General features: G+C 60.7%; 20 protein-coding genes and 1 pseudogene. 11 read left to right on the top strand and 10 right to left on the bottom strand.

Annotated elements, in window-relative coordinates; all coding sequences use genetic code 11:
- Positions 1-62: 62 nt before the first annotated feature.
- Positions 63-1,274, top strand: coding sequence for a pyridoxal phosphate-dependent aminotransferase (locus AB7M23_RS23055; protein ID WP_065760468.1), 1,212 nt, complete (start codon positions 63-65; stop codon positions 1,272-1,274).
- 217 nt (positions 1,275-1,491) lie between these two features.
- Entirely contained in the window at positions 1,492-2,379 is an 888-nt protein-coding gene (gene htpX, locus AB7M23_RS23060) for a protease HtpX (protein ID WP_065760469.1), read from the top strand.
- 104 nt (positions 2,380-2,483) lie between these two features.
- Here the strand turns inward: htpX and AB7M23_RS23065 are convergent, their stop codons facing one another.
- The gene (locus AB7M23_RS23065; protein ID WP_454242107.1) at positions 2,484-3,134 is read right to left on the bottom strand and encodes a thiopurine S-methyltransferase; all 651 of its coding nucleotides are present in this window, start codon (positions 3,132-3,134) and stop codon (positions 2,484-2,486) included.
- A gap of 102 nt (positions 3,135-3,236) precedes the next feature.
- Between AB7M23_RS23065 and AB7M23_RS23070 the strand changes: the two genes are divergently transcribed.
- Positions 3,237-4,004, top strand: coding sequence for a DODA-type extradiol aromatic ring-opening family dioxygenase (locus AB7M23_RS23070; RefSeq protein WP_065760471.1), 768 nt, complete (start codon positions 3,237-3,239; stop codon positions 4,002-4,004).
- Between the two features lie 67 nt (positions 4,005-4,071).
- On the opposite strand, the pseudogene AB7M23_RS23075 reads toward AB7M23_RS23070, so the two are convergent.
- Both AB7M23_RS23075 and AB7M23_RS23080 read right to left on the bottom strand, forming a co-directional pair.
- Positions 4,072-5,770: pseudogene (locus AB7M23_RS23075) on the bottom strand (DEAD/DEAH box helicase).
- Between the two features lie 309 nt (positions 5,771-6,079).
- On the bottom strand, positions 6,080-6,835 hold the full coding sequence (locus AB7M23_RS23080; RefSeq protein ID WP_065760473.1) for a spermidine synthase: 756 nt from the start codon (positions 6,833-6,835) through the stop codon (positions 6,080-6,082).
- Positions 6,836-6,968: 133 nt separating this feature from the next.
- Here AB7M23_RS23080 and AB7M23_RS23085 point away from each other — a divergent pair, with 133 nt between their 5' ends.
- Positions 6,969-8,315 (top strand): class II 3-deoxy-7-phosphoheptulonate synthase, encoded by a 1,347-nt coding sequence (locus AB7M23_RS23085; protein ID WP_454242108.1) that lies wholly within the window; start codon positions 6,969-6,971, stop codon positions 8,313-8,315.
- A 90-nt stretch (positions 8,316-8,405) separates the two neighbouring features.
- Here AB7M23_RS23085 and AB7M23_RS23090 read toward each other — a convergent pair whose 3' ends face one another.
- On the bottom strand, positions 8,406-9,155 hold the full coding sequence (locus AB7M23_RS23090) for a sulfite exporter TauE/SafE family protein (protein WP_099775471.1): 750 nt from the start codon (positions 9,153-9,155) through the stop codon (positions 8,406-8,408).
- A gap of 110 nt (positions 9,156-9,265) precedes the next feature.
- Between AB7M23_RS23090 and AB7M23_RS23095 the strand changes: the two genes are divergently transcribed.
- A complete protein-coding gene (locus AB7M23_RS23095) occupies positions 9,266-10,222 on the top strand; it encodes a LysR family transcriptional regulator (protein WP_065760476.1) in 957 nt (318 codons plus the stop codon).
- Positions 10,223-10,294: 72 nt separating this feature from the next.
- Here AB7M23_RS23095 and efp read toward each other — a convergent pair whose 3' ends face one another.
- Positions 10,295-10,864: an elongation factor P gene (gene efp, locus AB7M23_RS23100; protein ID WP_065760477.1), complete on the bottom strand. Its 570-nt coding sequence runs from the start codon at positions 10,862-10,864 to the stop codon at positions 10,295-10,297.
- 48 nt (positions 10,865-10,912) lie between these two features.
- Positions 10,913-12,046 carry an elongation factor P maturation arginine rhamnosyltransferase EarP gene (gene earP, locus AB7M23_RS23105; protein WP_454242109.1) on the bottom strand — a complete coding sequence of 378 codons (1,134 nt, stop codon included), beginning with the start codon at positions 12,044-12,046 and terminating at the stop codon, positions 10,913-10,915.
- 138 nt (positions 12,047-12,184) lie between these two features.
- Here earP and AB7M23_RS23110 point away from each other — a divergent pair, with 138 nt between their 5' ends.
- Positions 12,185-12,586, top strand: a complete 402-nt coding sequence (locus AB7M23_RS23110; protein ID WP_099775473.1) for a hypothetical protein — start codon at positions 12,185-12,187, stop codon at positions 12,584-12,586.
- A gap of 1 nt (position 12,587) precedes the next feature.
- Positions 12,588-13,070, top strand: a complete 483-nt coding sequence (locus AB7M23_RS23115) for a GreA/GreB family elongation factor (protein ID WP_454242110.1) — start codon at positions 12,588-12,590, stop codon at positions 13,068-13,070.
- Here the strand turns inward: AB7M23_RS23115 and AB7M23_RS23120 are convergent.
- The gene (locus AB7M23_RS23120) at positions 13,064-13,954 is read right to left on the bottom strand and encodes a LysR family transcriptional regulator (RefSeq protein ID WP_454242111.1); all 891 of its coding nucleotides are present in this window, start codon (positions 13,952-13,954) and stop codon (positions 13,064-13,066) included. The two genes, AB7M23_RS23115 and AB7M23_RS23120, sit on opposite strands and share 7 nt — an antisense overlap.
- 113 nt (positions 13,955-14,067) lie before the next feature.
- Here AB7M23_RS23120 and AB7M23_RS23125 point away from each other — a divergent pair, with 113 nt between their 5' ends.
- The 3 genes from AB7M23_RS23125 (at position 14,068) to AB7M23_RS23135 (ending at position 18,134) form a co-directional block, all read left to right on the top strand.
- A complete protein-coding gene (locus AB7M23_RS23125) occupies positions 14,068-15,261 on the top strand; it encodes an MFS transporter (protein ID WP_454242112.1) in 1,194 nt (397 codons plus the stop codon).
- Between the two features lie 102 nt (positions 15,262-15,363).
- Positions 15,364-15,750 (top strand): hypothetical protein, encoded by a 387-nt coding sequence (locus AB7M23_RS23130; RefSeq protein WP_065761888.1) that lies wholly within the window; start codon positions 15,364-15,366, stop codon positions 15,748-15,750.
- 233 nt (positions 15,751-15,983) lie between these two features.
- The gene (locus AB7M23_RS23135) at positions 15,984-18,134 is read left to right on the top strand and encodes a TonB-dependent siderophore receptor (protein WP_454242113.1); all 2,151 of its coding nucleotides are present in this window, start codon (positions 15,984-15,986) and stop codon (positions 18,132-18,134) included.
- A 64-nt stretch (positions 18,135-18,198) separates the two neighbouring features.
- Here AB7M23_RS23135 and AB7M23_RS23140 read toward each other — a convergent pair whose 3' ends face one another.
- From AB7M23_RS23140 to AB7M23_RS23150, 3 genes are all read right to left on the bottom strand, one after another.
- On the bottom strand, positions 18,199-18,714 hold the full coding sequence (locus AB7M23_RS23140; RefSeq protein ID WP_454242114.1) for a DUF6630 family protein: 516 nt from the start codon (positions 18,712-18,714) through the stop codon (positions 18,199-18,201).
- A gap of 391 nt (positions 18,715-19,105) precedes the next feature.
- Entirely contained in the window at positions 19,106-20,062 is a 957-nt protein-coding gene (gene speB / locus AB7M23_RS23145) for an agmatinase (RefSeq protein WP_454242115.1), read from the bottom strand.
- A 7-nt stretch (positions 20,063-20,069) separates the two neighbouring features.
- Positions 20,070-21,185, bottom strand: a complete 1,116-nt coding sequence (locus AB7M23_RS23150; protein WP_454242116.1) for an extracellular solute-binding protein — start codon at positions 21,183-21,185, stop codon at positions 20,070-20,072.
- Positions 21,186-21,365: 180 nt separating this feature from the next.
- On the opposite strand from AB7M23_RS23150, the gene AB7M23_RS23155 reads away from it, so the two are divergent.
- A complete protein-coding gene (locus AB7M23_RS23155) occupies positions 21,366-22,277 on the top strand; it encodes a LysR substrate-binding domain-containing protein (protein ID WP_454242117.1) in 912 nt (303 codons plus the stop codon).
- Positions 22,278-22,334 lie beyond the last annotated feature (57 nt).

Here is a 22,334-nt window from a genome sequence, read left to right on the forward strand (position 1 = left end):
CACGCATTTCAAACGTTTTCACAGCGCAATGCGCGGCGATCTTTTCTAATCGGGATCACATCATGCAGGTCAGCAAATCGAACAAGCTCGCCAATGTCTGCTATGACATTCGCGGCCCGGTGCTCAAGCACGCCAAACGCCTGGAAGAGGAAGGCCACCGCATCCTCAAGCTGAACATCGGCAACCCGGCGCCCTTTGGTTTCGAGGCACCGGAGGAAATTCTCCAGGATGTGATCCGCAACCTGCCGACTGCACAAGGCTATAGCGACTCCAAAGGCCTGTTCAGTGCGCGCAAGGCCGTAATGCAGTACTACCAGCAGAAACAGGTAGAAGGTGTCGGTATCGAAGACATCTACCTGGGCAACGGCGTGTCCGAACTGATCGTGATGTCGATGCAGGCACTGCTCAACAACGGTGACGAAGTCCTGATCCCGGCACCGGACTACCCACTGTGGACCGCAGCAGTCAGCCTGGCGGGTGGCAAACCGGTTCACTACCTGTGCGACGAGCAGGCCGACTGGTTCCCAGACCTGGACGATATCAAGGCCAAGATCACGCCAAACACCAAGGCCATGGTGATCATCAACCCGAACAACCCGACCGGCGCGGTGTATTCCCGCGAACTGCTGCTGGGCATGCTCGAGCTGGCGCGTCAGCACAACCTGGTGGTGTTCTCCGACGAAATCTACGACAAGATTCTCTATGACGAAGCCGTGCACATCAGCACCGCCTCGTTGGCACCCGACCTGCTCTGCCTGACCTTCAACGGCCTGTCCAAGTCCTACCGGGTTGCGGGCTTCCGTTCCGGCTGGCTGGCCATCTCCGGGCCCAAGCTGCATGCCCAGAGCTACATCGAAGGCATCGACATGCTGGCCAACATGCGCCTGTGTGCCAACGTACCGAGCCAGCACGCCATCCAGACCGCACTGGGCGGCTACCAGAGCATCAACGACCTGGTACTGCCGCAGGGACGCCTGCTCGAGCAACGCAATCGCACTTGGGAACTGCTCAACGACATCCCCGGCGTCAGCTGCGTGAAACCGATGGGTGCGCTCTATGCGTTCCCGAAAATCGATCCGAAAGTCTGCCCGATCTTCAACGACGAGAAGTTTGTTCTCGACCTGCTGCTCTCCGAGAAGCTGCTGATCGTCCAGGGCACCGCGTTCAACTGGCCATGGCCGGACCACTTCCGTGTCGTGACACTGCCACGTGTGGATGACCTGGAACAGGCAATCGGTCGTATCGGCAATTTCCTCAAGACGTACAAGCAGTAACGCACCGCAAAACCAGCCTGCGCCGCCCCTGGCGCAGGTCTCACACCTAATAAGGTTTTTTCCTACAGCCATTACAGCGTTGGCGCGCGAAAAAATCCGGTGCCTGCCACGCGGGTAAGTACACAGTTTGAAATAGTCCCCCGGTTGAATCAGCGGGGCGGGCACCTTATATACCCGCATACGCTACATTTTTATCCGTCAGGAGAACGTAACAACCATGATGCGCATCTTGCTGTTTGTGGCCACCAACCTCGCGGTTGTGCTGATTGCCAGCATTACCCTGAGTCTGTTTGGCTTCAACGGGTTCATGGCAGCCAACGGGGTTGACCTCAACCTCAATCAACTGCTGATTTTCTGTGCTGTGTTCGGCTTCGCCGGCTCGCTGTTCTCGCTGTTCATCTCCAAGTGGATGGCGAAGATGAGCACCGGCACGCAGATCATCAGCCAGCCGCGCACGCGTCACGAGCAATGGCTGCTCCAGACTGTTGAAGAGCTCTCCCGCGAAGCCGGTATCAAGATGCCGGAAGTGGGTATTTTCCCTGCCTACGAGGCCAACGCCTTCGCGACCGGCTGGAACCGCAATGACGCCCTGGTAGCAGTCAGCCAAGGCCTGCTGGAACGCTTCTCACCCGACGAAGTACGCGCAGTGCTGGCCCACGAGATCGGCCACGTTGCCAACGGTGACATGGTTACCCTCGCGCTCATCCAGGGCGTGGTCAACACCTTCGTGATGTTCTTTGCCCGCATCATCGGTAACTTTGTCGACAAGGTAATCTTCAAGAACGAAGAAGGCCAAGGTATTGCCTACTACGTTGCGACCATCGTCGCCGAACTGGTACTGGGCATTCTCGCCAGCATGATCGTCATGTGGTTCTCGCGCAAACGCGAATACCGCGCTGACGAAGCCGGTGCCCGCCTCGCCGGCACCAACGCCATGATTGGCGCCCTGCAGCGCCTGCGTTCGGAACAGGGCGTACCGGTGCACATGCCTGACACCCTGAATGCCTTCGGCATCAATGGCGGCCTCAAGCATGGCCTGGCGGGTCTGCTGATGAGCCACCCTCCGCTGGAAGACCGTATCGACGCCCTGCGCCGCCACGGCTGACCGTTACGCAATAGACAAAAGGGCGACTCCGGTCGCCCTTTTTTTGTGTGCAGAACACTGAACTTTCTGTTGGAGCAGGCTTGCCTGCGATGGCGTGCTTGCGGTCAGCGCTCGAGCCGATACACATGCTCCAACAAGCCCGCGCTTCCCGCTGCCTGGAACTTTGGGCTCTCCGCGAGAATGTCTCGTGTCTCTCCAAGGGTAACCCGCCACCCTGCGTACAGGGCACGGACTTCTGCCTCAAGTACGGCAAAGGGCGGCCCGTCGATCGTTGATTGATCGTAGTCCAGTGTGATCAACAGCCCCTTGGCGTGTGCCGCCAGCAACGCTTGCAGGTGGCTGGCATAGCGCTGGCGCATCGGTGCGGGCAAGGCAATCAGGGCTGCACGGTCATACAGGGCCGAGCAATCGCCAACATCTTCGGCGGTCAGGGCAAAGATATCGCCACACCAGAGCTCAAGCCCCTCGCACTGGTAGACCTTGAAAGCGCCACGTCGAGACACCTGCGGATGCAACTGATGCTCGCTGAAAAACGCCTCTACCGCGCGCTCGGACAACTCAATACCCTGCACCCGCAACCCTTGCCCGGCCAACCAGAACAGATCAAGACTCTTGCCACACAAGGGCACCAGCACCTTGTCGCCTGCCATCAAGCCGAGGCTGGGCCAGTGTCGCTGCAGGTAAGGATTGACCTGATCCAGGTGAAAACCGATCTGATTACGCGCCCAGCGGTCATGCCAAAATTCCGGCTGCATGAATGGCTCCAAAATTTCGATCAAATGATACGAAAACTTATATTAGATTTAGATAAATGAACTGACAGAAGATAACCCCATCTTAACCTCAGGACCTCTTCCATGCTGCCCAGTCTGTTTATTTCCCACGGTTCGCCCATGCTCGCCCTGGAACCCGGCGAGAGCGGCCCTGCCCTCGCACGACTGGCAGAAGCACTGCCTCGACCCAAAGCCATCATCGTGGTCTCTGCGCACTGGGAGAGCCAGGCGTTGTGCGTGAGCAGCCACCCAAGCCCGAAAACCTGGCATGACTTTGGCGGCTTTCCACCGGCACTCTTTGCCGTTCAGTACCCCGCCCCCGGCGCACCAGCACTGGCAGCCCAGATTGTCGAGCAGCTCAAGAGCGCCGGCCTGACGGCTTCGCTCGACCCACAGCGCCCATTCGACCATGGCGCCTGGGTACCGCTGTCACTGATGTATCCACAGGCCGACATTCCGGTCGTAGAAGTGTCCCTGCCCAGCCACCTGGGCCCACAGTTACAGGAACGGGTTGGTAATGCCCTGGCTGCGCTGCGCCAGGAAAACATCCTGCTGATTGGCTCCGGCAGCATCACCCACAATCTGCGCGAGCTATCCTGGCACGCAGGCCCGGACAGCGTAGAACCCTGGGCACTGGCATTCCGCGACTGGATGGTGGAAAAGCTCGAAGCCGGTGACGATGCCGCGCTGCTGGACTATCGCCGCCAGGCACCGTTTGCGGTGCGCAACCATCCCAGCGATGAACACTTGCTGCCGCTGTACTTCGCTCGCGGCGCAGGCGAGCATTTCAGCATTGTTCACCAAGGCTTCACCCTGGGTGCATTGGGAATGGACATTTACCGCTTCGACTGAGCCATTCACCCAGCCGACAGGCAAAAAAAATCCCCGAACCAGTCGGGGATTTTTTATGACACGCGGATCAATCTTCGCGGTAGCGACGCAGCTTCAGCTGCTTGCCGGCAACGCGAGTGTCCTTGAGCTTGGTCAGCAGACGCTCAAGACCGTCTTCTGGCAGCTCAACCAGGCTGAAGCTGTCACGCACCTGGATGCGACCGATTGCTTCACGTGCCAGGCCACCCTCGTTGAGGATAGCGCCGAGCAGGTTCTTGGCAGCGATACCATCACGCGCACCCAGCGCGGTACGGCAACGAGCACGACCTTCGCCCAGCGGCATTGGCGCACGACGCTCACGATCACTGCGCTCTGGACGATCACCTGCAGTACGCTCACGCGGAGTGTAGGTCGGCACCAGTGGCTGCTCACGCTCAACCGCTTCCAGGGTCAGCGCCTGACCGTTGGTTGCTTTGCGCAGCAGGGCAGCAGCCAGGGCACGTGGGCTGCAACCGATGTCGGCGGTCAGGCGGTCCAGCAGGTCGCCATGAGTCGACTCAGCGTCGGCAACCAGCGGCGCCAGGCTGTTGGTCAGCTTCTTGATACGCGCATCCAGAACAGCCTGGCCGTTCGGCAGGCGAACTTCGGCAACTTTCTGGCCCGTTACACGCTCGATAACCTGCAGCATGCGACGCTCACGCGGGGTGACCAGCAGCAGTGCACGGCCTTCACGACCTGCACGGCCAGTACGGCCAATACGGTGAACGTAAGACTCAGGATCGTACGGCATGTCAACGTTGAACACGTGAGTGATGCGCGGTACGTCCAGACCACGGGCAGCAACGTCGGTCGCGACGACGATGTCCAGACGGCCATCCTTGAGCGAGTCGATGACGCGCTCACGCTGGTTCTGGGCGATGTCGCCGTTCAGTGCTGCAGCCTTGTAGCCTTTGGCTTCCAGGGCGCTGGCCAGGTCCAGGGTCGCTTGCTTGGTACGTACGAAGGCGATCAGCGCATCGAACTCTTCAACTTCCAGCAAACGCAGGACAGCGGCTACTTTCTGGTCCGCGTGGACCATCAGGTGAGCCTGCTCGATGGCCGTTACGGTCTGGGTCTTGCTCTGGATCTTGACGTGCTTCGGATCGCGCAGGTGGCGCTCGGCGATGGCACGGATAGAAGCAGGCAAGGTCGCCGAGAACAGTACGGTCTGACGGCTTTCCGGCATGGCCTTGAAGATGACTTCCAGGTCGTCCATGAAGCCCAGCTTGAGCATTTCGTCGGCTTCGTCGAGCACCAGGTGATTGACGGTCGCCAGGACTTTCTCATCACGACGCAGGTGGTCGCAGAGACGGCCCGGGGTAGCAACGACGATTTGCGCGCCGTTACGGATTGCTTTCAATTGTGGGCCCATTGGGGCACCACCGTACACGGCCACCACGGTTACGCCCGGCATTTGCTTGGCGTAGGTTTCAAAGGCGGTGGCTACTTGCAGCGCCAACTCACGGGTTGGCGCCAGGATCAGGGCTTGCGGCTCGCGCTTGCTCGGGTCGATGCGATTCAGGATTGGCAGTGCGAAGGCAGCGGTTTTACCGGTACCTGTCTGCGCCTGGCCGATCATGTCATGACCGGCGAGAATAATCGGGATCGATTGTTGCTGAATGGCGGATGGCTCTTCGTAGCCGGTAGCCAATACAGCAGCAACAATGCTCGGATGAAGGTCGAGAGCGGCGAAGCCGCCGGTTTCCTGGGTCATGGGTCTGCCTCTAAGTGCATCCGCAAAGACCCATGCTCCAAAGCTGCGCATGCCTTGTAAGACCCACGGGTCACCCTGGCAGCTTTGTCGGCGGGGATTTGCGAAAACGATTGAAGAAAAAGGAACGTCAAGGAGAGTCCGCTGTGCGGACGCGCAGCCGAAGCTGGCTTCGGGAAATTGCACTACCTAAGACGAGGTCTAGTAAAAGACCGGCGCGTACTATACCTGAAATAGCGCTTCACGTGAGAGTTTTTTATCGAAAGATGACAGCATAGAGCGGCGCCCCGGATTACGCGCATATCGCCCCGGGGCATGGGCTGAATCGATTATTTCAGCAGCCGCCTCAACTCGCCGGGCGGATCGCTCCGATCAACGGTTGCAACGAGTAGCCCAGACGTGGTGCCAATGCATCGGCCCGAGCGACAAGGCCAGGCATGTCCAGCGTCTGCTCGAGGTCTGCCGGAACCAGCAGAATGACGTTACCCTCCTTCACCGGCAGCTCCCAGTAGTGCCGATGATACAGCCCGCGCAACAACGCAGCCCCCAGCGGCTTGCCGTCATCCGCCGCCCACTGGTTGATCACCAGCCAACCGCCGGGATTGAGGCGTTTCTGACAGTTCTCCAAAAAGCGCCAGGCCAGATGCCCCACGCTCGGCCCGTGATCGGTATACAGGTCGACGAAAATCAGGTCGGCGGTTTCGGCGGTTTCCAGCAGCTCCACCGCATCGCCCACGCGGATATACAGGCGCGGGTCGTCGTCCAGCCCCAGGTACTCAATGGCCAGGCGCGGCACATCCGGGCGCAGCTCGATCACCTCGACATCGTCCAGCGGCAGGAACTTCAGGCAGGCCTGGGTCAAGGTGCCGGCACCAAGCCCGAGGAACAAGGCACTTTCCGGCTCGGCATGGCACAACGCGCCAATCAGCATGGCACGGGTGTAGTCGTACTCCAGCCAGCTTGGATCGGCCGTGAACACACAGCTCTGCTCTATGGCCTCACCGAACTCAAGGAAGCGGTAGTCCTCGACCTCCAGCACACTGATGGTGCCGTACTCGTCGTGAACCTGGGCCAGCAGCCGCTCTACCCGTTCCTCTGTCATCTCGTCTCCCGGCACCGATGCCTGCCCAAGCAAAACCGCCATTGTCCGCCAATGCAGGCAGTGCAACAAGGCACCTTCCAACTGTTACCATGGCCCCAGCCCTCTTTATAATCTGATAACAACCGAGTCTGCGATGAGCCAACCCTGGAGTCCTGACAGCTGGCGCGCCCTGCCGATCCAGCAACAACCGACCTACCCTGACGCGACGCACCTGCACAAGGTCGAACAGACGCTGGCCGGTTATCCACCGCTGGTGTTTGCCGGCGAAGCCCGTGAACTGCGCCGCCAGTTCGCGGAAGTCACCGAGGGCCGCGCCTTCCTGCTGCAAGGCGGCGACTGCGCCGAAAGCTTCGCGGAGTTCTCTGCGGCAAAAATTCGCGACACCTTCAAAGTGCTCCTGCAAATGGCCATTGTCATGACCTTTGCCGCCGGCTGCCCGGTGGTGAAAGTCGGCCGAATGGCCGGACAATTTGCCAAACCCCGTTCGGCGGGCGACGAAACCATCGCCGGTGTCACCCTCCCCGCTTATCGCGGCGACATCGTCAACGGCATTGGTTTCGATGAAAAAAGCCGCGTGCCGGATCCAGAGCGCCTGCTGCAGGCCTACCACCAGTCCACTGCCAGCCTGAACCTGCTGCGCGCCTTTGCCCAGGGCGGGTTTGCCGACCTGCATCAGGTGCACAAGTGGAACCTGGACTTCATCGCTAACTCGGCCCTGGCCGAGAAGTACAGCCAACTGGCCGACCGCATCGACGAAACCCTGGCCTTCATGCGCGCCTGTGGCCTGGACAGCGCACCGCAGCTGCGCGAAACCAGTTTCTTCACCGCCCATGAAGCGCTGCTGCTCAACTACGAAGAAGCCTTCGTGCGCCGCGACAGCCTGACCAACGACTGGTACGACTGCTCGGCGCACATGCTCTGGATTGGCGACCGCACCCGCCAGCTCGACGGCGCGCATGTCGAGTTCCTGCGCGGGGTGAACAACCCCATTGGGGTCAAGGTCGGCCCAAGCATGAACACCGAGGAATTGATTCGCCTGATCGACGTGCTCAACCCGGATAACGACCCGGGGCGCCTCAACCTGATTGTGCGCATGGGCGCGGAAAAAGTCGGCGACCACTTGCCGGCGCTGATTCGCAGCGTGGAACGTGAGGGGCGCAAGGTGCTCTGGAGTTCCGACCCCATGCACGGCAACACCATCAAGGCGAGCAGCGGCTACAAGACCCGAGACTTTGCGCAGATCCTCAGCGAGGTCAAACAGTTCTTCCAGGTTCACCAGGCCGAAGGCAGCCATGCCGGTGGTATCCACATCGAGATGACCGGGCAGAACGTCACCGAGTGTATCGGCGGCGCCCGTCCGATCACCGAAGATGCACTGTCGGACCGCTACCATACCCACTGCGACCCACGCATGAACGCCGACCAGTCACTGGAGCTGGCCTTCCTGATTGCCGAAACCCTCAAGCAGGTGCGTCGCTAGACCTGTACGCGCCGACACAAACGCCAAAGCCCAAGCCACGATCCTGACGCTCAAGGACCCTGGCTTGGGTAGCACACCGATGTGTCCGCCTCACACCTTGAAAGCCAGCATCACCGCACACAGCACCAGAAACCCGCAGAACAGCGAACGCAGCACCTTCTCCGGCAAGGCATGGGCCAGTTTTACCCCCCAACTGATGCTGAGCAGCCCGCCCAGCGCCAAGGGAACGCCCATGCTCCAATCCACGTGCTGATGCACGCCATATGTGACCAAGGTTACCGCCGTGCTGGGCGCCGCCAACGCCAGCGAAAGGCCTTGGGCGACCACTTGAGTCGTGCCGAACACGCTGGTCAGCACCGGCGTGGCAATCACCGCACCGCCCACACCGAACAGGCCACCCACAACACCGGCGCCACTGCCCAGCACGCCCAGCCACGGCCAGGGTTGGCGCAACTCGCTCGAGGGCGGCGTGCTGCGCATGAACATGCGCGCCAGGTTCCAGACCACCAGCGCGATCAGGAAACCGACAAAGCCCAGGCGCATCGCGCCAGCATCCAGGCCCACGGCCCAGATCGACCCCAGCCAGGCAAAGACAAAGCCCGCTGCGGCCAGCGGCAACGCATGCTGCAAGGCAATCCGGTTGCGCTGATGGTAGCGCCACAGGGCCAACAACACGTTAGGCACCACCATCACCAACGCAGTGCCCTGCGCCAACTGCTGATCGAGGCCAAACAGCAGGCCCAGCGCAGGAATCGCGATCAAACCGCCGCCGATGCCAAACAACCCACCCATCGTACCCAAGGCGGCGCCCAACGCGATGTACATCATCCACTCGATCATTCCGGCCCCTTGAAGGTCATCAATCGTCACATGCTACCCAGCCAGGGCTAGTAGGGAAACGCACAGCAACGCACAATGGCTATGCCAATTACGCAAAGGCGATACAGCCGATGAACCCTGATGCCCTCACCGAACAACTCAGCCTTTTCCTCGATGTTCTGGCGGCAGGCAGCTTTTCCGCGGCCTCCCGACGCCACCCGCTAACGCCGTCTGCTGTGGCCCGGCGCATCGACGCCCTGGAGGCCGCCGTAGGCAGCCGACTGTTCGTGCGCAGCACCCACGCGGTGCGTCCCACCCCAGCTGGCAACGCATTCGCCGAACGCGCCCGGCGTATCGTTGAAGAACTGCGCCTGGCGCGGGCCGAAGCCGTGTCATTGAGCAACGCGCCTGAAGGCCTGATTCGCATTGATGCGCCCGCCGCGTTCGGACGCCGCCATCTGGCGCCTGCAATCGCTGATTTCCTGGTGGCCTACCCAGGCCTGGATGTTCAACTGCGCCTGATCGACAGCTTCGTCGACCTGCATGGCGCGCATCTGGGCGAAGTCGATCTGGTGTTGCGCGCCGGACCACTGGCCGATACCCGCCTGGTAGCGACACCCTTGGCCTACATGGTGCGCATTGCCTGCGCCAGCCCGGCCTACCTGGAACAACGCGGTGTGCCGAGCAGCCCGCAGGAGCTGCCAGAACATGATGGCCTGGACTGGGACGGCCTGGCCCCGCCGTTCGCCTGGCGCTTTGCCATCGACGGGCAGATGCGCCTGCTACGGCCCTCACGCATGCGCATGAGCGCCAACAACGCAGAAACCCTGTTGTTCGGCGCACTGGCCGGGCTGGGCATCGCCCACCTGCCGACCTGGTTGATCAGCGAGTACCTGCTGCGCGGGGAGCTGCTGCCGCTGTTCTGCGACAACGGCCTGCCAGCAGCGGAAAGCAGCGGCATCTATGCCTTGCGCCTGGAGCACGAAACCAACTCCCGCAGCCGCTTGCTGCTTGAGTTCCTCAAGAGCCGCTTCAGCCCGGTACCGCCATGGGACCTGGCGTTGCGCAGTGAGCTGCGCTGGCAGTAAGCCCCCCCTTTCACGGCACTGCAGACACAAAAAAACCCGGCAAAGGCCGGGTTTTTCGTGGGCGCCAGGAAATTACTTCTTGGAACGGCCCTTGAAGCTGTTGTCGCGAGTGTCGATGTCGATGAACTCGTCGATCTGGATGAAGTCAGCAACCGAAATCTCGGTACCGTTCTTCAGTTTGGCTGGCTTCATGACCTTGCCCGAAGTGTCGCCACGTGCGGCGTTTTCGGTGTACACAACCTGACGGCTGATGGTGGTCGGCAGCTCAACGGAAACCAGACGGCCTTCGAAGAATACGGCTTCGCAGATGTCTTCCATGCCTTCTTCGATGTACGGCAGAACGGCCTCGATGTCTTCGGCGTTCAGTTCGTACATGGTGTAGTCGGAGGTGTCCATGAAGGTGTAGGAGTCACCGCTGATGAACGACAGGGTCGCTTCTTTGCGATCCAGGATCACGTCGTCCAGCTTGTCGTCTGCACCGTAAACGGTTTCAGTCTTGTAGCCGGTCAGCAGGTTTTTCAGCTTGGTCTTCATGATCGCGCTGTTACGGCCCGACTTGGTGAATTCCGCTTTCTGAACCAGCCACGGGTCGTTGTCGATCCGCAGTACGGTACCGGGTTTCAGCTCTTTACCAGTTTTCATTACGAGATATCCGAATTTGGATGGATTTACAAAAATCGAGGCCGCATATCATAGCCAATTTCGGTAAAACTGTACCAGCGTCGTGGCAAGGTCCGGCTGAGCGGCCTGCGTAGCGCACCAACGCCGGGCGTGCGCGTCCAGTTCCGGCCAGTGCGCAAGCAGCTGTTGCCAGGCCGGCCCCATATCACGATCCATGTTCCAGGCACGCCAGAGATCCACCAACGCGGCACTCGCCGCTGCCGACAGACCTTGGGTGTAGAGCTCAAGAAAGGCCTCGAGTTTTTCCCAGTGGGCGTACGCTTCCTGCACATAGATATGCCAGAGCAGGGGGCGCCCGGCCCACTGCGCACGGACAAACGAGTCCTCTCCGCGCACCGCATTGAAATCGCAGCACCACAACAACTGGTCGTACTCGTCCTGGCTGACAAACGGCAGGATCTGCACGGTCAGCGCACCACGGCGAGCGATGCTACCGGGCGCCAGCCCCGTCTCCCCCAGCCACGCCTGCACATCACCCAGAATGCGCCCCTCGGGCACCAGCAGATGGTTGGGCCGACTGTCGGTAGCCAGGGCCTCGAGCCAACTGGCCACCCCTGGGTTTTCGTAGGCAAACAATGAAATCAGCCGGGCATTGCCGTGTGGTTGCACGCCAATGCCCCGCAAAAACGCCTGCCGCGCCAGCGGATCCTGTTCAAACGCCTGACGCCGCGCCAACAGGCTCGCTTCACGTAGCAGCCCGCCCGTCCTGGCGGTAAAACCCGGAAAGAAAAAGACCTTGCGCAGCCCATTGGCCTGAGGCGACGGTAACCCATGACACCCCTCAACCCAATCCTCGGCACTGAGGTACTCAAGGTTCAACCACAGTACCGGCGTCGGGTGTTCCAGCATGGCCTGAACGTAGGCAGGCGGCAGCTGACAGCCAAAGGCTCCGATCACGACATCGGCCACCGGGGTCGGCTTCCAATCGACGGGCCACTGGCAGACCTGAACGCCTTGCTGCCACTGTTGCCCGGCAGCCGGATCAGCCTGTGGACAAATACGTACGAACGCCCCCAGATCATCCACCCACAGACGCACCGCCAGCCCCTGTTCCGCCACCAACTGCCGGGCCAGGCGCCAGGTGACGCCGATATCGCCATAGTTATCGACCACACGACAGAAGATGTCCCAGGAAGCATTCATGTGAGGCACCTCAGGTATCGGTCAGAAAAAAAGCGTGGATTGTCCGGATAAATCATCGCAGACAAAAGCACCGACACTGAAAAAACCCGGAACGGCATGCGACAATTGCATTTTCCTCGCCCTGGCCAGGAGGCTGCCATGCCCCTTCGCGCACGACGTCACGCCCTGAGCATTACCCTAAAACCGTTTCAATTGATCATCTGCATTGCCCTGGGCCTGTGGCTGGGGTTCGCCGCCATCGCGCTGACCGTCTGGCTGGCCCTGCATTTTGCGCCGCAAGCCACCGCGCCGCTGAGCCAGGCGGTTGAAACCCTGCGCCCAGCCCCGGTACAGGCGCCTCAACAACCTGCTGCGGCCGATAACCCGATGTTCGAGCGCTACAAGGAAATACTGCGCAAACAGGAAGTGCAGCAGGCCGAGGAGCAGATGGAAAGCAATCCACGTAACCTGTCCAACCCCAAGTGCCAGTTCTGGCTGCAACAGAACCGCACTGCACCAACCGATAAAAGCCGCGCCAACGTCCTGGAATTTTGCAACTGACATGAACAAGGCCGAACTGCTGCAACAGATCATCGAAAAACTGGGTATTGACCTGGAGGTCGCCCAGCGCGCGGCACAGACCGCTTATGAAACCGCGACCCACGAAGAGAACATCGCCGAGAACAAATACGACACCCTGGGCCTGGAAGCCTCATACCTGGCCACAGGCCAGGCACGCCGCACAGAAGAAATCCGCCAGGGACGAATTGCCTACCAACAGCTCCTGCTGCGCCCCTACGACCCGGAACGCGGCATTCAGGTCAGCAACCTGGTGACCCTGGAAGCGGAAAACGGCAATCAACGGCATCTGCTCATCGGCCCCGAGGCCGCCGGCCTCACGATCACCCAGGCGCAAACCCTGATTACCGTCATCACCCCCCGCTCGCCACTGGGCCAGAGCCTGATGGGCAAGCAGGAAGGCGACGCCGTCAGCCTGGTTCTGGCCGGGGTACGCCAGGACTATGAGGTGATTGCCGTTCAGTAATTATTTGCCCTGGCATCAAGACAGCGCTCCAGCACCTGCAGGAACGCCTTGGCGGCCGGCGACGGCGAATTCGACCAAATGGCGTAGACATGGCGCACAGGGGCATCACTGACCGGCAAGGCCACCACCCCCTTGAAACCACGGGCAATGGGTGCAGCCACCAACCCCAGGGCCAACCCGCGCTGAACAAACTTTTCCACCAACATCACACTACCGACCTCGAACTGCACCCGATGGCGCACCCCGGCGGCGGTGAAGGCCTCGTCAGTCTGGCGCCGAGCGCCTGTACCCGCTGGAAAGTCCACCAGCGGTTGGTCTTCCAGGTCGGCCAGACACACGCGTGACTGGCAGGCCAACGGATGCCCCGCAGGCAACAACGCCACCAGCTCTTCCCTGGCCAGCAACCGCGACGCCACCCCCTCAATCGGTTCCCCCGGCCAGACACCGATAAAGGCAACATCCAGGCGCCGCTCCCGCACCTCCGCCATCAACACCTCGCTCTTGTTGATCAGCCAGCGAATATCAACCTGCGGGTACTCATGATGGAAACCTGCCAACAGGTCGACCAGATCCAGCTCTGTCAGGGAGCTGATCTCACCTATGGACAAGCGCCCACGCACTTCGCCACAGGCAGCGGCAACATCATCACCAATCCGCCGGGCAGCCTCCAGCGCAGCCTGGCCGCTGACCACAAAGGCTTCGCCGGCGGGCGTCAGGCTCACCCGTCGCGAGCTTCGCTCAAACAGTCGCGCCCCCAAGGTCTCTTCAAGCCGGGCAATCTGGTGGCTCAATGCCGACTGCACGACATGGCAACGCTGCGCAGCCAGGGTGAAACTGCCGGTATCGGCAACAGCCAACGCGTACTCGATCTGCTTGAGGTTCATACATTCATCTGTTTTATAGATTGATCGAATGAAAACGATACATTGGCGTCATATTAAGGCGCTGTCGATACTAGGCACCAGCACGCACCAACCACCGATACAGGGAACGTCCGATGACCGCCGCCACGCCACCGCTGAGCCGCGCACTGATTCTGCTGATGGCCATTGCCACGGGCCTCGCCGTCGCCAGCAACTACTATGCACAACCACTGCTGCACAGCATTGCCCAGCAGTTCAACCTCAGCACCGCAAGCGCGGGCAGCATCGTCGTTACGGCCCAACTGAGCTACGGCGTCGGGCTGCTGCTGTTGGTGCCACTCGGTGACCTGTTCGAACAGCGACGCCTGATTGTCACCATGATGAGCATCAGCACCCTCGGCCTGCTGATCAGCGCCTTATCTGCGAGCCTGCCCTGGTTGCTGCTGGGCACCGCGTTGACCGGCCTGTTCTCGGTGGTGGCTCAGGTACTGGTACCCATGGCCGCCGGCCTGAGTGATCCGGGGCAACGCGGCCGGGTGGTGGGCACACTGATGAGCGGCTTGTTGCTGGGCATCCTGCTGGCGCGCACCGCAGCCGGTTTCATGGCAACCCTGGGGGACTGGCGCAGTATTTACCTGCTGGCAGCCGGGCTGATGACCCTGTGCACCCTTGCCCTGCTGCGCGCCCTGCCATCGCGCCATCAACCCGCAGGCATGCGCTATCCCGCCTTGATCGGCTCGGTGTTCCGCCTGTTCGCCGAAGAGCCGGTGTTGCGCCTGCGCTCACTGCTCGGCCTGCTGGCCTTCAGCCTGTTCGCGCTGTTCTGGACACCGCTGGCCTTCCTGCTGTCTGCCGAGCCTTATCACTACACCGACGCGGTCATCGGCCTGTTCGGCCTGGCCGGTGCCGCCGGCGCCCTGGCCGCCAACTGGGCCGGACGCCTTGCCGACCGAGGCAAGGGCTCAATGGGCACCCTGGTCGGCCTGCTGGCATTGCTGCTGGCCTGGTTGCCGCTGGCCTTCGCCCAATCGTCACTGGCTGCATTGCTGGTTGGCGTGCTGGTTCTGGATCTGGCAGTACAACTGGTACACGTGAGCAACCAGAATGCGGTGATTGCCCTGCGCCCGGAGGCACGTAACCGGCTGAACGCAGGCTATATCACCTGCTACTTCATCGGCGGCGCACTGGGTTCATTGCTCGGTACACAACTGTTCCAGGCTTATGGCTGGGACGGGATCGCGCTGGCCGGAACGATCATCGGTGGCCTGGCGCTACTGGTATGGCTACTGGCACAGTACAAACGCGCTCGCCTGATCAGTCCCGCCTGAAAATCAGACCACGACCCTCCGTCGCCTGGTGATTGACTTGTCATAGCGCAAAGGGCTGAGTAGGGCGTTGGTCAACAGCCCCTTTACTCACTGGGAAGCGCTATGACAAGACTCACGGTTCAAGCCGGCGATTTCTTGCAAGGTGAGGGCGAGTACCGCAATGGATCGCTCACACTCAAGACCTGCAAAAACCCCATGCCCGGAGAAAAAATCACCCTGTCACGCATCAGGGACATGAAAATCGCCAATCAGGAGTTTAATCGCAGCCTGAGCAGCGCCCTTGGCTGGGGCGTGGCCGGCGCACTGATGGCAGGCCCTCTTGGCTTGATCGCCGGCCTCTGGCTGGGCGGCAAGGAGGAAGAGGTGACCTTCGTGGCCACGCTCAAGGACGGGCGCAAACTGATGGCTGTCACCGACGGCAAGACCTGGTCAAAGCTTGACGGCCAGTGGCGTAAACACAAGCCATCGTCGCCGCCGTCAGAGCACTAGAGCCCTCCCCCCTTCTTACAACTCACTGAATTTTCGGTGAACTCAGGGGCGCCTTGTCCATGGCGCCCCTGCTAAGATAGCGGCCGTTTTTCGCCCCCGCAGCTGTCCGGCGCAATGCCGGTAGTTATCGCGTTCTAGCGCACTTAATGTTTCGCCGCACCGGGCCTCCAGCACTTGGGTAGCAGCCGAGCTATAACGGCGCACCCGCTGCAGGCCCTCAAGGAGCTTTTCGCATGACCCTGCACCGCCTGCCCCTCGGCCTGCTGAGCTTCAGCCTGGCCTTGAGCTCATCGCACACCATGGCCGAAAACGGCATCACACTGGCACCGTTGACAGTCTCTGAGCAACTGGACGAGGGCTACCAGGCCCACGAAGCGGCCGTCGGTGGCTTCCAGCCCGCCCCACTGCTCGATACGCCCGCCTCGGTGTCGGTGTTCACCGAGTCGCTGATTGCCGACCGCCAGGTGCGTCTGCTCAGCGAGGTGCTGCAAAGCGATGCCTCTGTCGGCGAAAACTATGCGCCAGTGGGCTACTACGAGAACTTCATGGTGCGCGGCTTCAGCCTGGATGCGGCCAGCAGCTACAAGATCAACGGCCAGACCATCGCCGGGGAACAGAACGTAGCACTGGAAAACAAACAGCAGGTGGAACTGCTCAAGGGGCTCTCAGGCTTGCAGAGCGGCGTATCCGCGCCGGGCGGAGTGATCAACTACGTCACCAAACGCCCTGAGGACGTTCGCTCACTAACCCTGTCAGGCGATGATCAGGGCGAGCGCTACATGGCCGCCGACCTGGGCGGCTGGTTCGGCAGCGAACGGCAATTCGGCCTGCGGGCCAACCTGGCCCATGAAGACATTCGCTCTTATGTCGAACACGCCGATGGGCAACGGGACTTCGCGTCGCTGGCGTTCGACTGGCAGCTCAACCCCGACGCCCTGTTGCAGTTGGACGTCGAGTATCAGCAGCGCGAGCAGCGTTCAGCGCCTGGCTATCAACTGCTGGGCGGCAACAGCCTGCCGCACAGTGTCGACCCCGAGGATCACCTGGCCTACCAACGCTGGGCCAAGCCCGTGACCATAGACTCGCTGAACCTGGGCGGGCGCTTCGAGTACCGCTTCAGCGATACCTGGACCGGCAGCCTCAGCGCCTCGCGCAGCAAGGTGGTGATCGACGACTACAGCTCGTTTGCCTTTGGGTGCTGGGCTGCCACCTGCAACAACCCTCCGCCAGGCAACTTCTTCAGCCCCAACGGCGACTACGATATCTACGACTACCGTAGCCCCGACGATACCCGACGCATCGACGAAGCCCAGGTCGCGCTCAATGGCCGTTTTACCGCTGCCAGCCTTGAGCATGACCTGACGGTCGGCAGCAGTGCGCAGCGGCGAACACTGGATCAGCGACCTACTGTTTCCAATCCGGTAGGCACTGGCAATATTGCTCAGGATCCTGCAACGATGCCCACAACCGAGGCGGATGTTGGCCAGAGCACCCGCCGCCTCGACAGCCGCCAGTACGGCCTGTTCATCAGTGACCGCATCAGCTTCAACGAACAGTGGCAGACCGTGCTGGGCGCACGCGAGGTACGCCTGGATGAGCACGCCTTTGATGAAGACGGCAATTCAACACGCACCACACAGCGCTACGAACTGCTGCCCAATGCCGCGTTGATCTACAAACCGCGCCAGGACATCTCGATCTACACCAGCTACAGCAAAGGGTTGTCGTCGGGCGGTACCGCACCACTTTTTTCCAGCAACGCATCAGAAACCCTGGCCCCCACCCTGTCACGCCAACTGGAAGTCGGCATCAAACGCGACTGGCAACGCCTGAGCCTCAGCGCAGCGCTGTTTCAGTTGCGCCAGGCGTATCAGTACATGCGCCCGGACGGCGCCGGGGCGTTCACCTATGTGCAACAGGGCCAACAGAAGAACACCGGCCTGGAACTGGGCGCGAGCGGCTGGGTAACGTCAAACCTGCAGATCAATGCCAGTGCTGCGGCGATTCGCGCCCGGGTCGAGGGAAGCGACACCCCCGATTACGAAGGCCACCAAGCCCTCAACGTACCGAACTTCCGCGCCGCCCTGCAGGCCGACTACAGCCTGCCCGGCCTACCCGGCCTGGCGCTGCTCGGCGGTGCCCGCTACAGCGCCAGCAAATACGCCAACCATGCCGGCAGCGTGGCCGTCGGCAGTTATGCCGTGTTTGATCTTGGCAGCCGCTACCGCACCCGCATCGGCGGATACGACACGGTACTGCGCCTGACAGTGGACAACCTGTTCGACCGCCGTTATTGGCGTGACGCAAGCGAATACCTGGGGGATGGCTACTTGTTCCCCGGCGCGCCACGCACAGCCAGGGTATCGGCGTCGGTCAGTTTCTAAGGTCGACGCAGCAGCGGTCGACAGCCGCCATCGCGCCCGTGAAGGGGGATGGCGGCCGCTGGCATTAAAACGACTCGCTGCCTTCGCGAATCTCGACACCCAGGACCTCGGAAACGGTCGCCATCACAGGCGCCGCGTCCGGGCGACTGATCCAGCCGCCATACGCATCACCCTCGGTGTCCCAGTTCCACAGCACCAGGCCTTGCGCGGCCAGTTCGGCGTGAGCGCGAAGCATCAATTCAGGCACCTCGACTTCGTCGAGAAACTCTTCGGCCAGCGGGTCGTCGACACCGAAGCTCAGCGTCACACCGCGGCTTTCGGCAAGTTCGCCCAGGCATTCGACGAAGGACTCCGTGTCACTCCAGTCGACGTAAAAACCGGTTTCCCAGTCGATGATGTCCTTGATGATCCACAACAGCCGGGATGGGTCGCCCTCAGCCTCTTCGGCGTCGTCGCCATCCAGCTCGGTTTCGCGCAACATTTGCAGATGGCGATCGCGCAGCTCGTCCGAAGCGCTGATGGCAATGATCAATTGCTCAGCCGCTTTCACCTGTGACGCGTTGAAATATTCACTGATCATATGAAACGCCTTACTCCCTGATTCCATGGCATAAACAAAAAAGCCCCGAACTACTGGCGTTCGGGGCTTTCATTTGTCTGGCGGTGAAGAAGGGATTCCAACCCTTGAGCCTACACACGCCTAGCAAAACCCGCTGCTGCCCACCGTAAAACAAGGGGGCAACGTTTCCGTAGGTGCATAGGCTGTACCAGCCTACTGTGCCAGTCAACCGTTTCGCGGGGCTGGTTCGCTAATGGGTATTGCACAGACTTGCCCCCCGTTAGCAGTCGACCTGACCCGCTACTTGCAACGGATTTGACCGTGACGCTTCGAGGCCTTGACCGGCGGAAAACCCATAGCAGGCGTCCACGATAATGCTGGATCGTTCGTCAGGGCAGGCCTGACGCTTGGCTCACAATTTATGCCGGGCCGTGTACAGGCAGATCATCTCCATGGCCAGGGCGGCAGCCGCCAACGCCGTGATTTCGGCATGATCGTACGGCGGGGCCACCTCGACGACGTCCATCCCGACCAGATTGATGCCGCGAAGATCCCGAAGAATCCGCAGCGCCTGGTGCGTCGAGAGGCCACCGCAGACAGGAGTGCCGGTACCTGGTGCGTAGGCGGGGTCCAGGCAGTCGATATCGAAGGTCAGATAGACCGGGCTGTCTCCCACGCGGGCGCGGATTATTTCGGCCAGTTCCCGAGGGGACCGGTCGTGAGCCTCATTGGCATTGAGCACCTGGAACCCCATCACATCGTCATTGGTGGTTCGCTGGCCAACCTGTATCGAGCGGGAGGGATCTACCAGCCCTTCGCGGACGGCGTGATAGAACATCGAGCCATGGTCGATACGTTTGTCTTCGCCATCACACTCCAGGTCGTGATGTGCGTCGAAATGAATCAATGACAGCGGACCATATTTGGCGGCGTGGGCTTGCAGCAAAGGATAACTGATGAAGTGGTCACCACCCAGCGTGAGCATTGCAGCGCCCGAGCCGAGGATCCTCTCGGCGTGCGCCCTGATGGCCGCAGGAGTCTGCTCCGGAGTACCGTAGTCGAAATAGCAGTCGCCATAGTCGACGCACGCCAGCAGGTCGAACGGATCAAACTCCCAAGGCCAGTGCCGTGCCCACGCCGATTGCACCGACGCCTCACGAATGGCACGTGGCCCGAATCGGCTGCCTGGGCGGTTGCTGGTGGCCGTGTCGAATGGAACGCCGCTGATGACCAAGTCCACACCTTGCAGATCGCGGGTATAGCGACGGCGCATGAAGCTGGTGATGCCGCCGTAGGTGGATTCGGCTGCGGTGCCGTAGAGGCTTTCACGCGTAATGGCTTGATCGATGATTGGAGAAGAGTCAGTCATGAGGTACTCATTGCTGGTTGCGAAAGGTGGTCCAGGCACGTGTGCGCTCGCGTAGTGCGCGCAGGGGCAAGTGCTGTTCGCCGAACAAGGCATGACGCGCGCCCTGCGAAGGGTAGATGGCAGCATTGTGGGTAATATTGGCGTCCAGCAATCCAGCGGCGGCCAGATTGGCATTGGCGAAGAACATCGTGCTGGTGAGTTCGGCCATGGATTGCGGCCGAGTAATGAATTCGATGAAGGCCTTGGCCTCCTTCGGGTGAGGCGCATCGGCTGGAATGGCAAGGGTATCGATCCAGGTCAGGGTCCCTTCGCGGGGCACCCGGTATTCGATGGTGAATGGCTTGTTCGCGGCCATCGCCTGGCTGTTCGCCAGCACTGCATCGCCACTGTAGGTCAGGGCAAGGCAGAGATCGCCATTGGCCAGGTCGGTCATTTGTGTGCCGGTGGTGATGGAGCGTACAGACGGACGCAATGTAGCGAGCATGTCTTTCGCCGCCTGAAGATCGGCAGCGGCCTGGCTGTAGGGGCGCTTGCCTAGATAGTTCAGCGTGAGACTCATGACTTCCTGAGGCGAATCGACGATCGAAATGCCGCAGCTTTTCAACCTGCTTGCATACTCAGGATTGAACAGCAGATCCAGGCTGTCCAGGGGGGGAACAGGGATGCGTTTCTCCACTTCTTGACGGTTGAACGCAAGCCCTACGGTTCCCCATGTGTAGGGAACGGCGAAGCGATTGTCCGGATCAACAGCACGCAGTTGAGCCAGCAACTGAGGATCGAAGTTGGCATGATCCGGCATCTGCGTCAGGTCCACCGGCTGCAGTGCCTTGGCGCGGATTAGCCGATCCAGCATGGCGACGCCTGGGACGACGACGTCGTAGCCGCTCTTGCCGGTCAGCATCTTGGTTTCCAGCACTTCAGCACTTTCGAAGGTGTCGTACTGGACCTTGATACCTGATTCAGCCTCGAATTTCTTGAGGGTCTCTGGCACGACATACTCCGCCCAGGCATAAAGCCGAACAACCTGTTCCGTGGCCGTAGCCTGACCTGCCAGAGTGCTCAACATGGCCAGTGACAAGGCACGCAACAGGCATGCACCTGCACCGAGACGGCGCCAGAGCATGGAGTCCACTTGCGTGCTTTTTTGTAATCGTCTTGGTGCTCGCAGTTTTAGCCTCATGGAGCCTCCTTTTGGAGTTGTTGTTTTTGGCTTGCTCCCTGGCATTGTTTAGATTGTATAAACAGCAATCAATCTATATAAATTGCTAGAAATATAAGCAATAAAACTAAACGGTTAAGTTCTATGGCACTCCCTCCTCTTCATGCTTTTCGCGTATTTGAATGCGTCGCGAGACTCGGCCATGTCGGCGCGGCAGCCGCTGAGTTGCATGTCACCACGGGAGCCATCAGCCAGCAGATCAGGTCTCTGCAAAACAACCTTGGCATCGAACTGTTCCAAAAACAGGGCAGGCATCTGGTGCTGACAGCGCGAGGCCTGGCGCTGCAGCGTTCGGTTGCACGAGGCCTGCATGAAATTACCGATGGGGTGCGTCAGGCCTGCGAAACGGATTTCCAGGGACCAGCCGAGAAGACACTGACGCTATCGACGGAACCGGTTTTCGGCGCTACCTGGTTGATTCCGCGACTCTTCGCGTTCCGCATGCAGCACCCGCACATTCGGCTACGGGTCATCACGGCGGATCACATTTCGGAAGTGGATTGGCGGCGAGCAGACATCGCCGTCCTTTACGACGCACCGATCTGGGAAGGGTTCTGGTGGCGGCCGCTGCAGGCCCTGCACATGTTCCCTGTCTGTTGCCCGCAACTGCTGCGCGGCCCCCATGCACTCAGGCAACCTTGCGACCTGATACACCATCGCCTGCTGCATGAAGATGACGGCACGCAATGGCGACACTGGTTGCGCGAAGCGCGCTTGCCGTACCCTGGGGATGCCGATGTTCACCTGGAAGACTTCGGTATGGCCCTCCAGGCTGCGCGGGATGGGTATGGTGTAGCCCTCAGCGACGAGATCAACTCGGCACGTGATCTGGACGACGGACGCCTGGTTCAACCATTTGCACTGAAAGTGCCGACTGGAATGGACTACTTCTGCATCTGCAATGAGGAAAGCCGAACACTTCCGGAGGTCACGCTGCTCATTGACTGGTTGATCGAGCAAGCCAAGGGCGCTGCTGGACGGCTGAAAGACGGATGAGTCGCTTGGCGAGCTTTCCAGTGGGAGGGAGACGTAGGGCGGGCTAAATGCAAAAAA

It is taken from the genome of Pseudomonas sp. HLS-6 TE3448, assembly GCF_053629555.1.

What these genes read in the sequence shown, in the direction of transcription:
- AB7M23_RS23115 (WP_454242110.1), top strand. Translation starts at nt 12,588, where the DNA reads ATGAACAAGGCCGAACTGCTGCAACAGATCATCGAAAAACTGGGTATT.
- AB7M23_RS23085 (WP_454242108.1), top strand. Translation starts at nt 6,969, where the DNA reads ATGAGCCAACCCTGGAGTCCTGACAGCTGGCGCGCCCTGCCGATCCAG.
- AB7M23_RS23065 (WP_454242107.1), bottom strand. Translation starts at nt 3,134, where the DNA reads ATGCAGCCGGAATTTTGGCATGACCGCTGGGCGCGTAATCAGATCGGT.
- htpX (WP_065760469.1), top strand. Translation starts at nt 1,492, where the DNA reads ATGATGCGCATCTTGCTGTTTGTGGCCACCAACCTCGCGGTTGTGCTG.
- AB7M23_RS23140 (WP_454242114.1), bottom strand. Translation starts at nt 18,714, where the DNA reads ATGATCAGTGAATATTTCAACGCGTCACAGGTGAAAGCGGCTGAGCAA.
- AB7M23_RS23110 (WP_099775473.1), top strand. Translation starts at nt 12,185, where the DNA reads ATGCCCCTTCGCGCACGACGTCACGCCCTGAGCATTACCCTAAAACCG.
- AB7M23_RS23135 (WP_454242113.1), top strand. Translation starts at nt 15,984, where the DNA reads ATGACCCTGCACCGCCTGCCCCTCGGCCTGCTGAGCTTCAGCCTGGCC.
- AB7M23_RS23130 (WP_065761888.1), top strand. Translation starts at nt 15,364, where the DNA reads ATGACAAGACTCACGGTTCAAGCCGGCGATTTCTTGCAAGGTGAGGGC.
- AB7M23_RS23070 (WP_065760471.1), top strand. Translation starts at nt 3,237, where the DNA reads ATGCTGCCCAGTCTGTTTATTTCCCACGGTTCGCCCATGCTCGCCCTG.
- efp (WP_065760477.1), bottom strand. Translation starts at nt 10,864, where the DNA reads ATGAAAACTGGTAAAGAGCTGAAACCCGGTACCGTACTGCGGATCGAC.
- AB7M23_RS23120 (WP_454242111.1), bottom strand. Translation starts at nt 13,954, where the DNA reads ATGAACCTCAAGCAGATCGAGTACGCGTTGGCTGTTGCCGATACCGGC.
- AB7M23_RS23090 (WP_099775471.1), bottom strand. Translation starts at nt 9,155, where the DNA reads ATGATCGAGTGGATGATGTACATCGCGTTGGGCGCCGCCTTGGGTACG.
- AB7M23_RS23150 (WP_454242116.1), bottom strand. Translation starts at nt 21,185, where the DNA reads ATGCTCTGGCGCCGTCTCGGTGCAGGTGCATGCCTGTTGCGTGCCTTG.
- AB7M23_RS23125 (WP_454242112.1), top strand. Translation starts at nt 14,068, where the DNA reads ATGACCGCCGCCACGCCACCGCTGAGCCGCGCACTGATTCTGCTGATG.
- earP (WP_454242109.1), bottom strand. Translation starts at nt 12,046, where the DNA reads ATGAATGCTTCCTGGGACATCTTCTGTCGTGTGGTCGATAACTATGGC.
- speB (WP_454242115.1), bottom strand. Translation starts at nt 20,062, where the DNA reads ATGACTGACTCTTCTCCAATCATCGATCAAGCCATTACGCGTGAAAGC.
- AB7M23_RS23080 (WP_065760473.1), bottom strand. Translation starts at nt 6,835, where the DNA reads ATGACAGAGGAACGGGTAGAGCGGCTGCTGGCCCAGGTTCACGACGAG.
- AB7M23_RS23095 (WP_065760476.1), top strand. Translation starts at nt 9,266, where the DNA reads ATGAACCCTGATGCCCTCACCGAACAACTCAGCCTTTTCCTCGATGTT.
- AB7M23_RS23055 (WP_065760468.1), top strand. Translation starts at nt 63, where the DNA reads ATGCAGGTCAGCAAATCGAACAAGCTCGCCAATGTCTGCTATGACATT.
- AB7M23_RS23155 (WP_454242117.1), top strand. Translation starts at nt 21,366, where the DNA reads ATGGCACTCCCTCCTCTTCATGCTTTTCGCGTATTTGAATGCGTCGCG.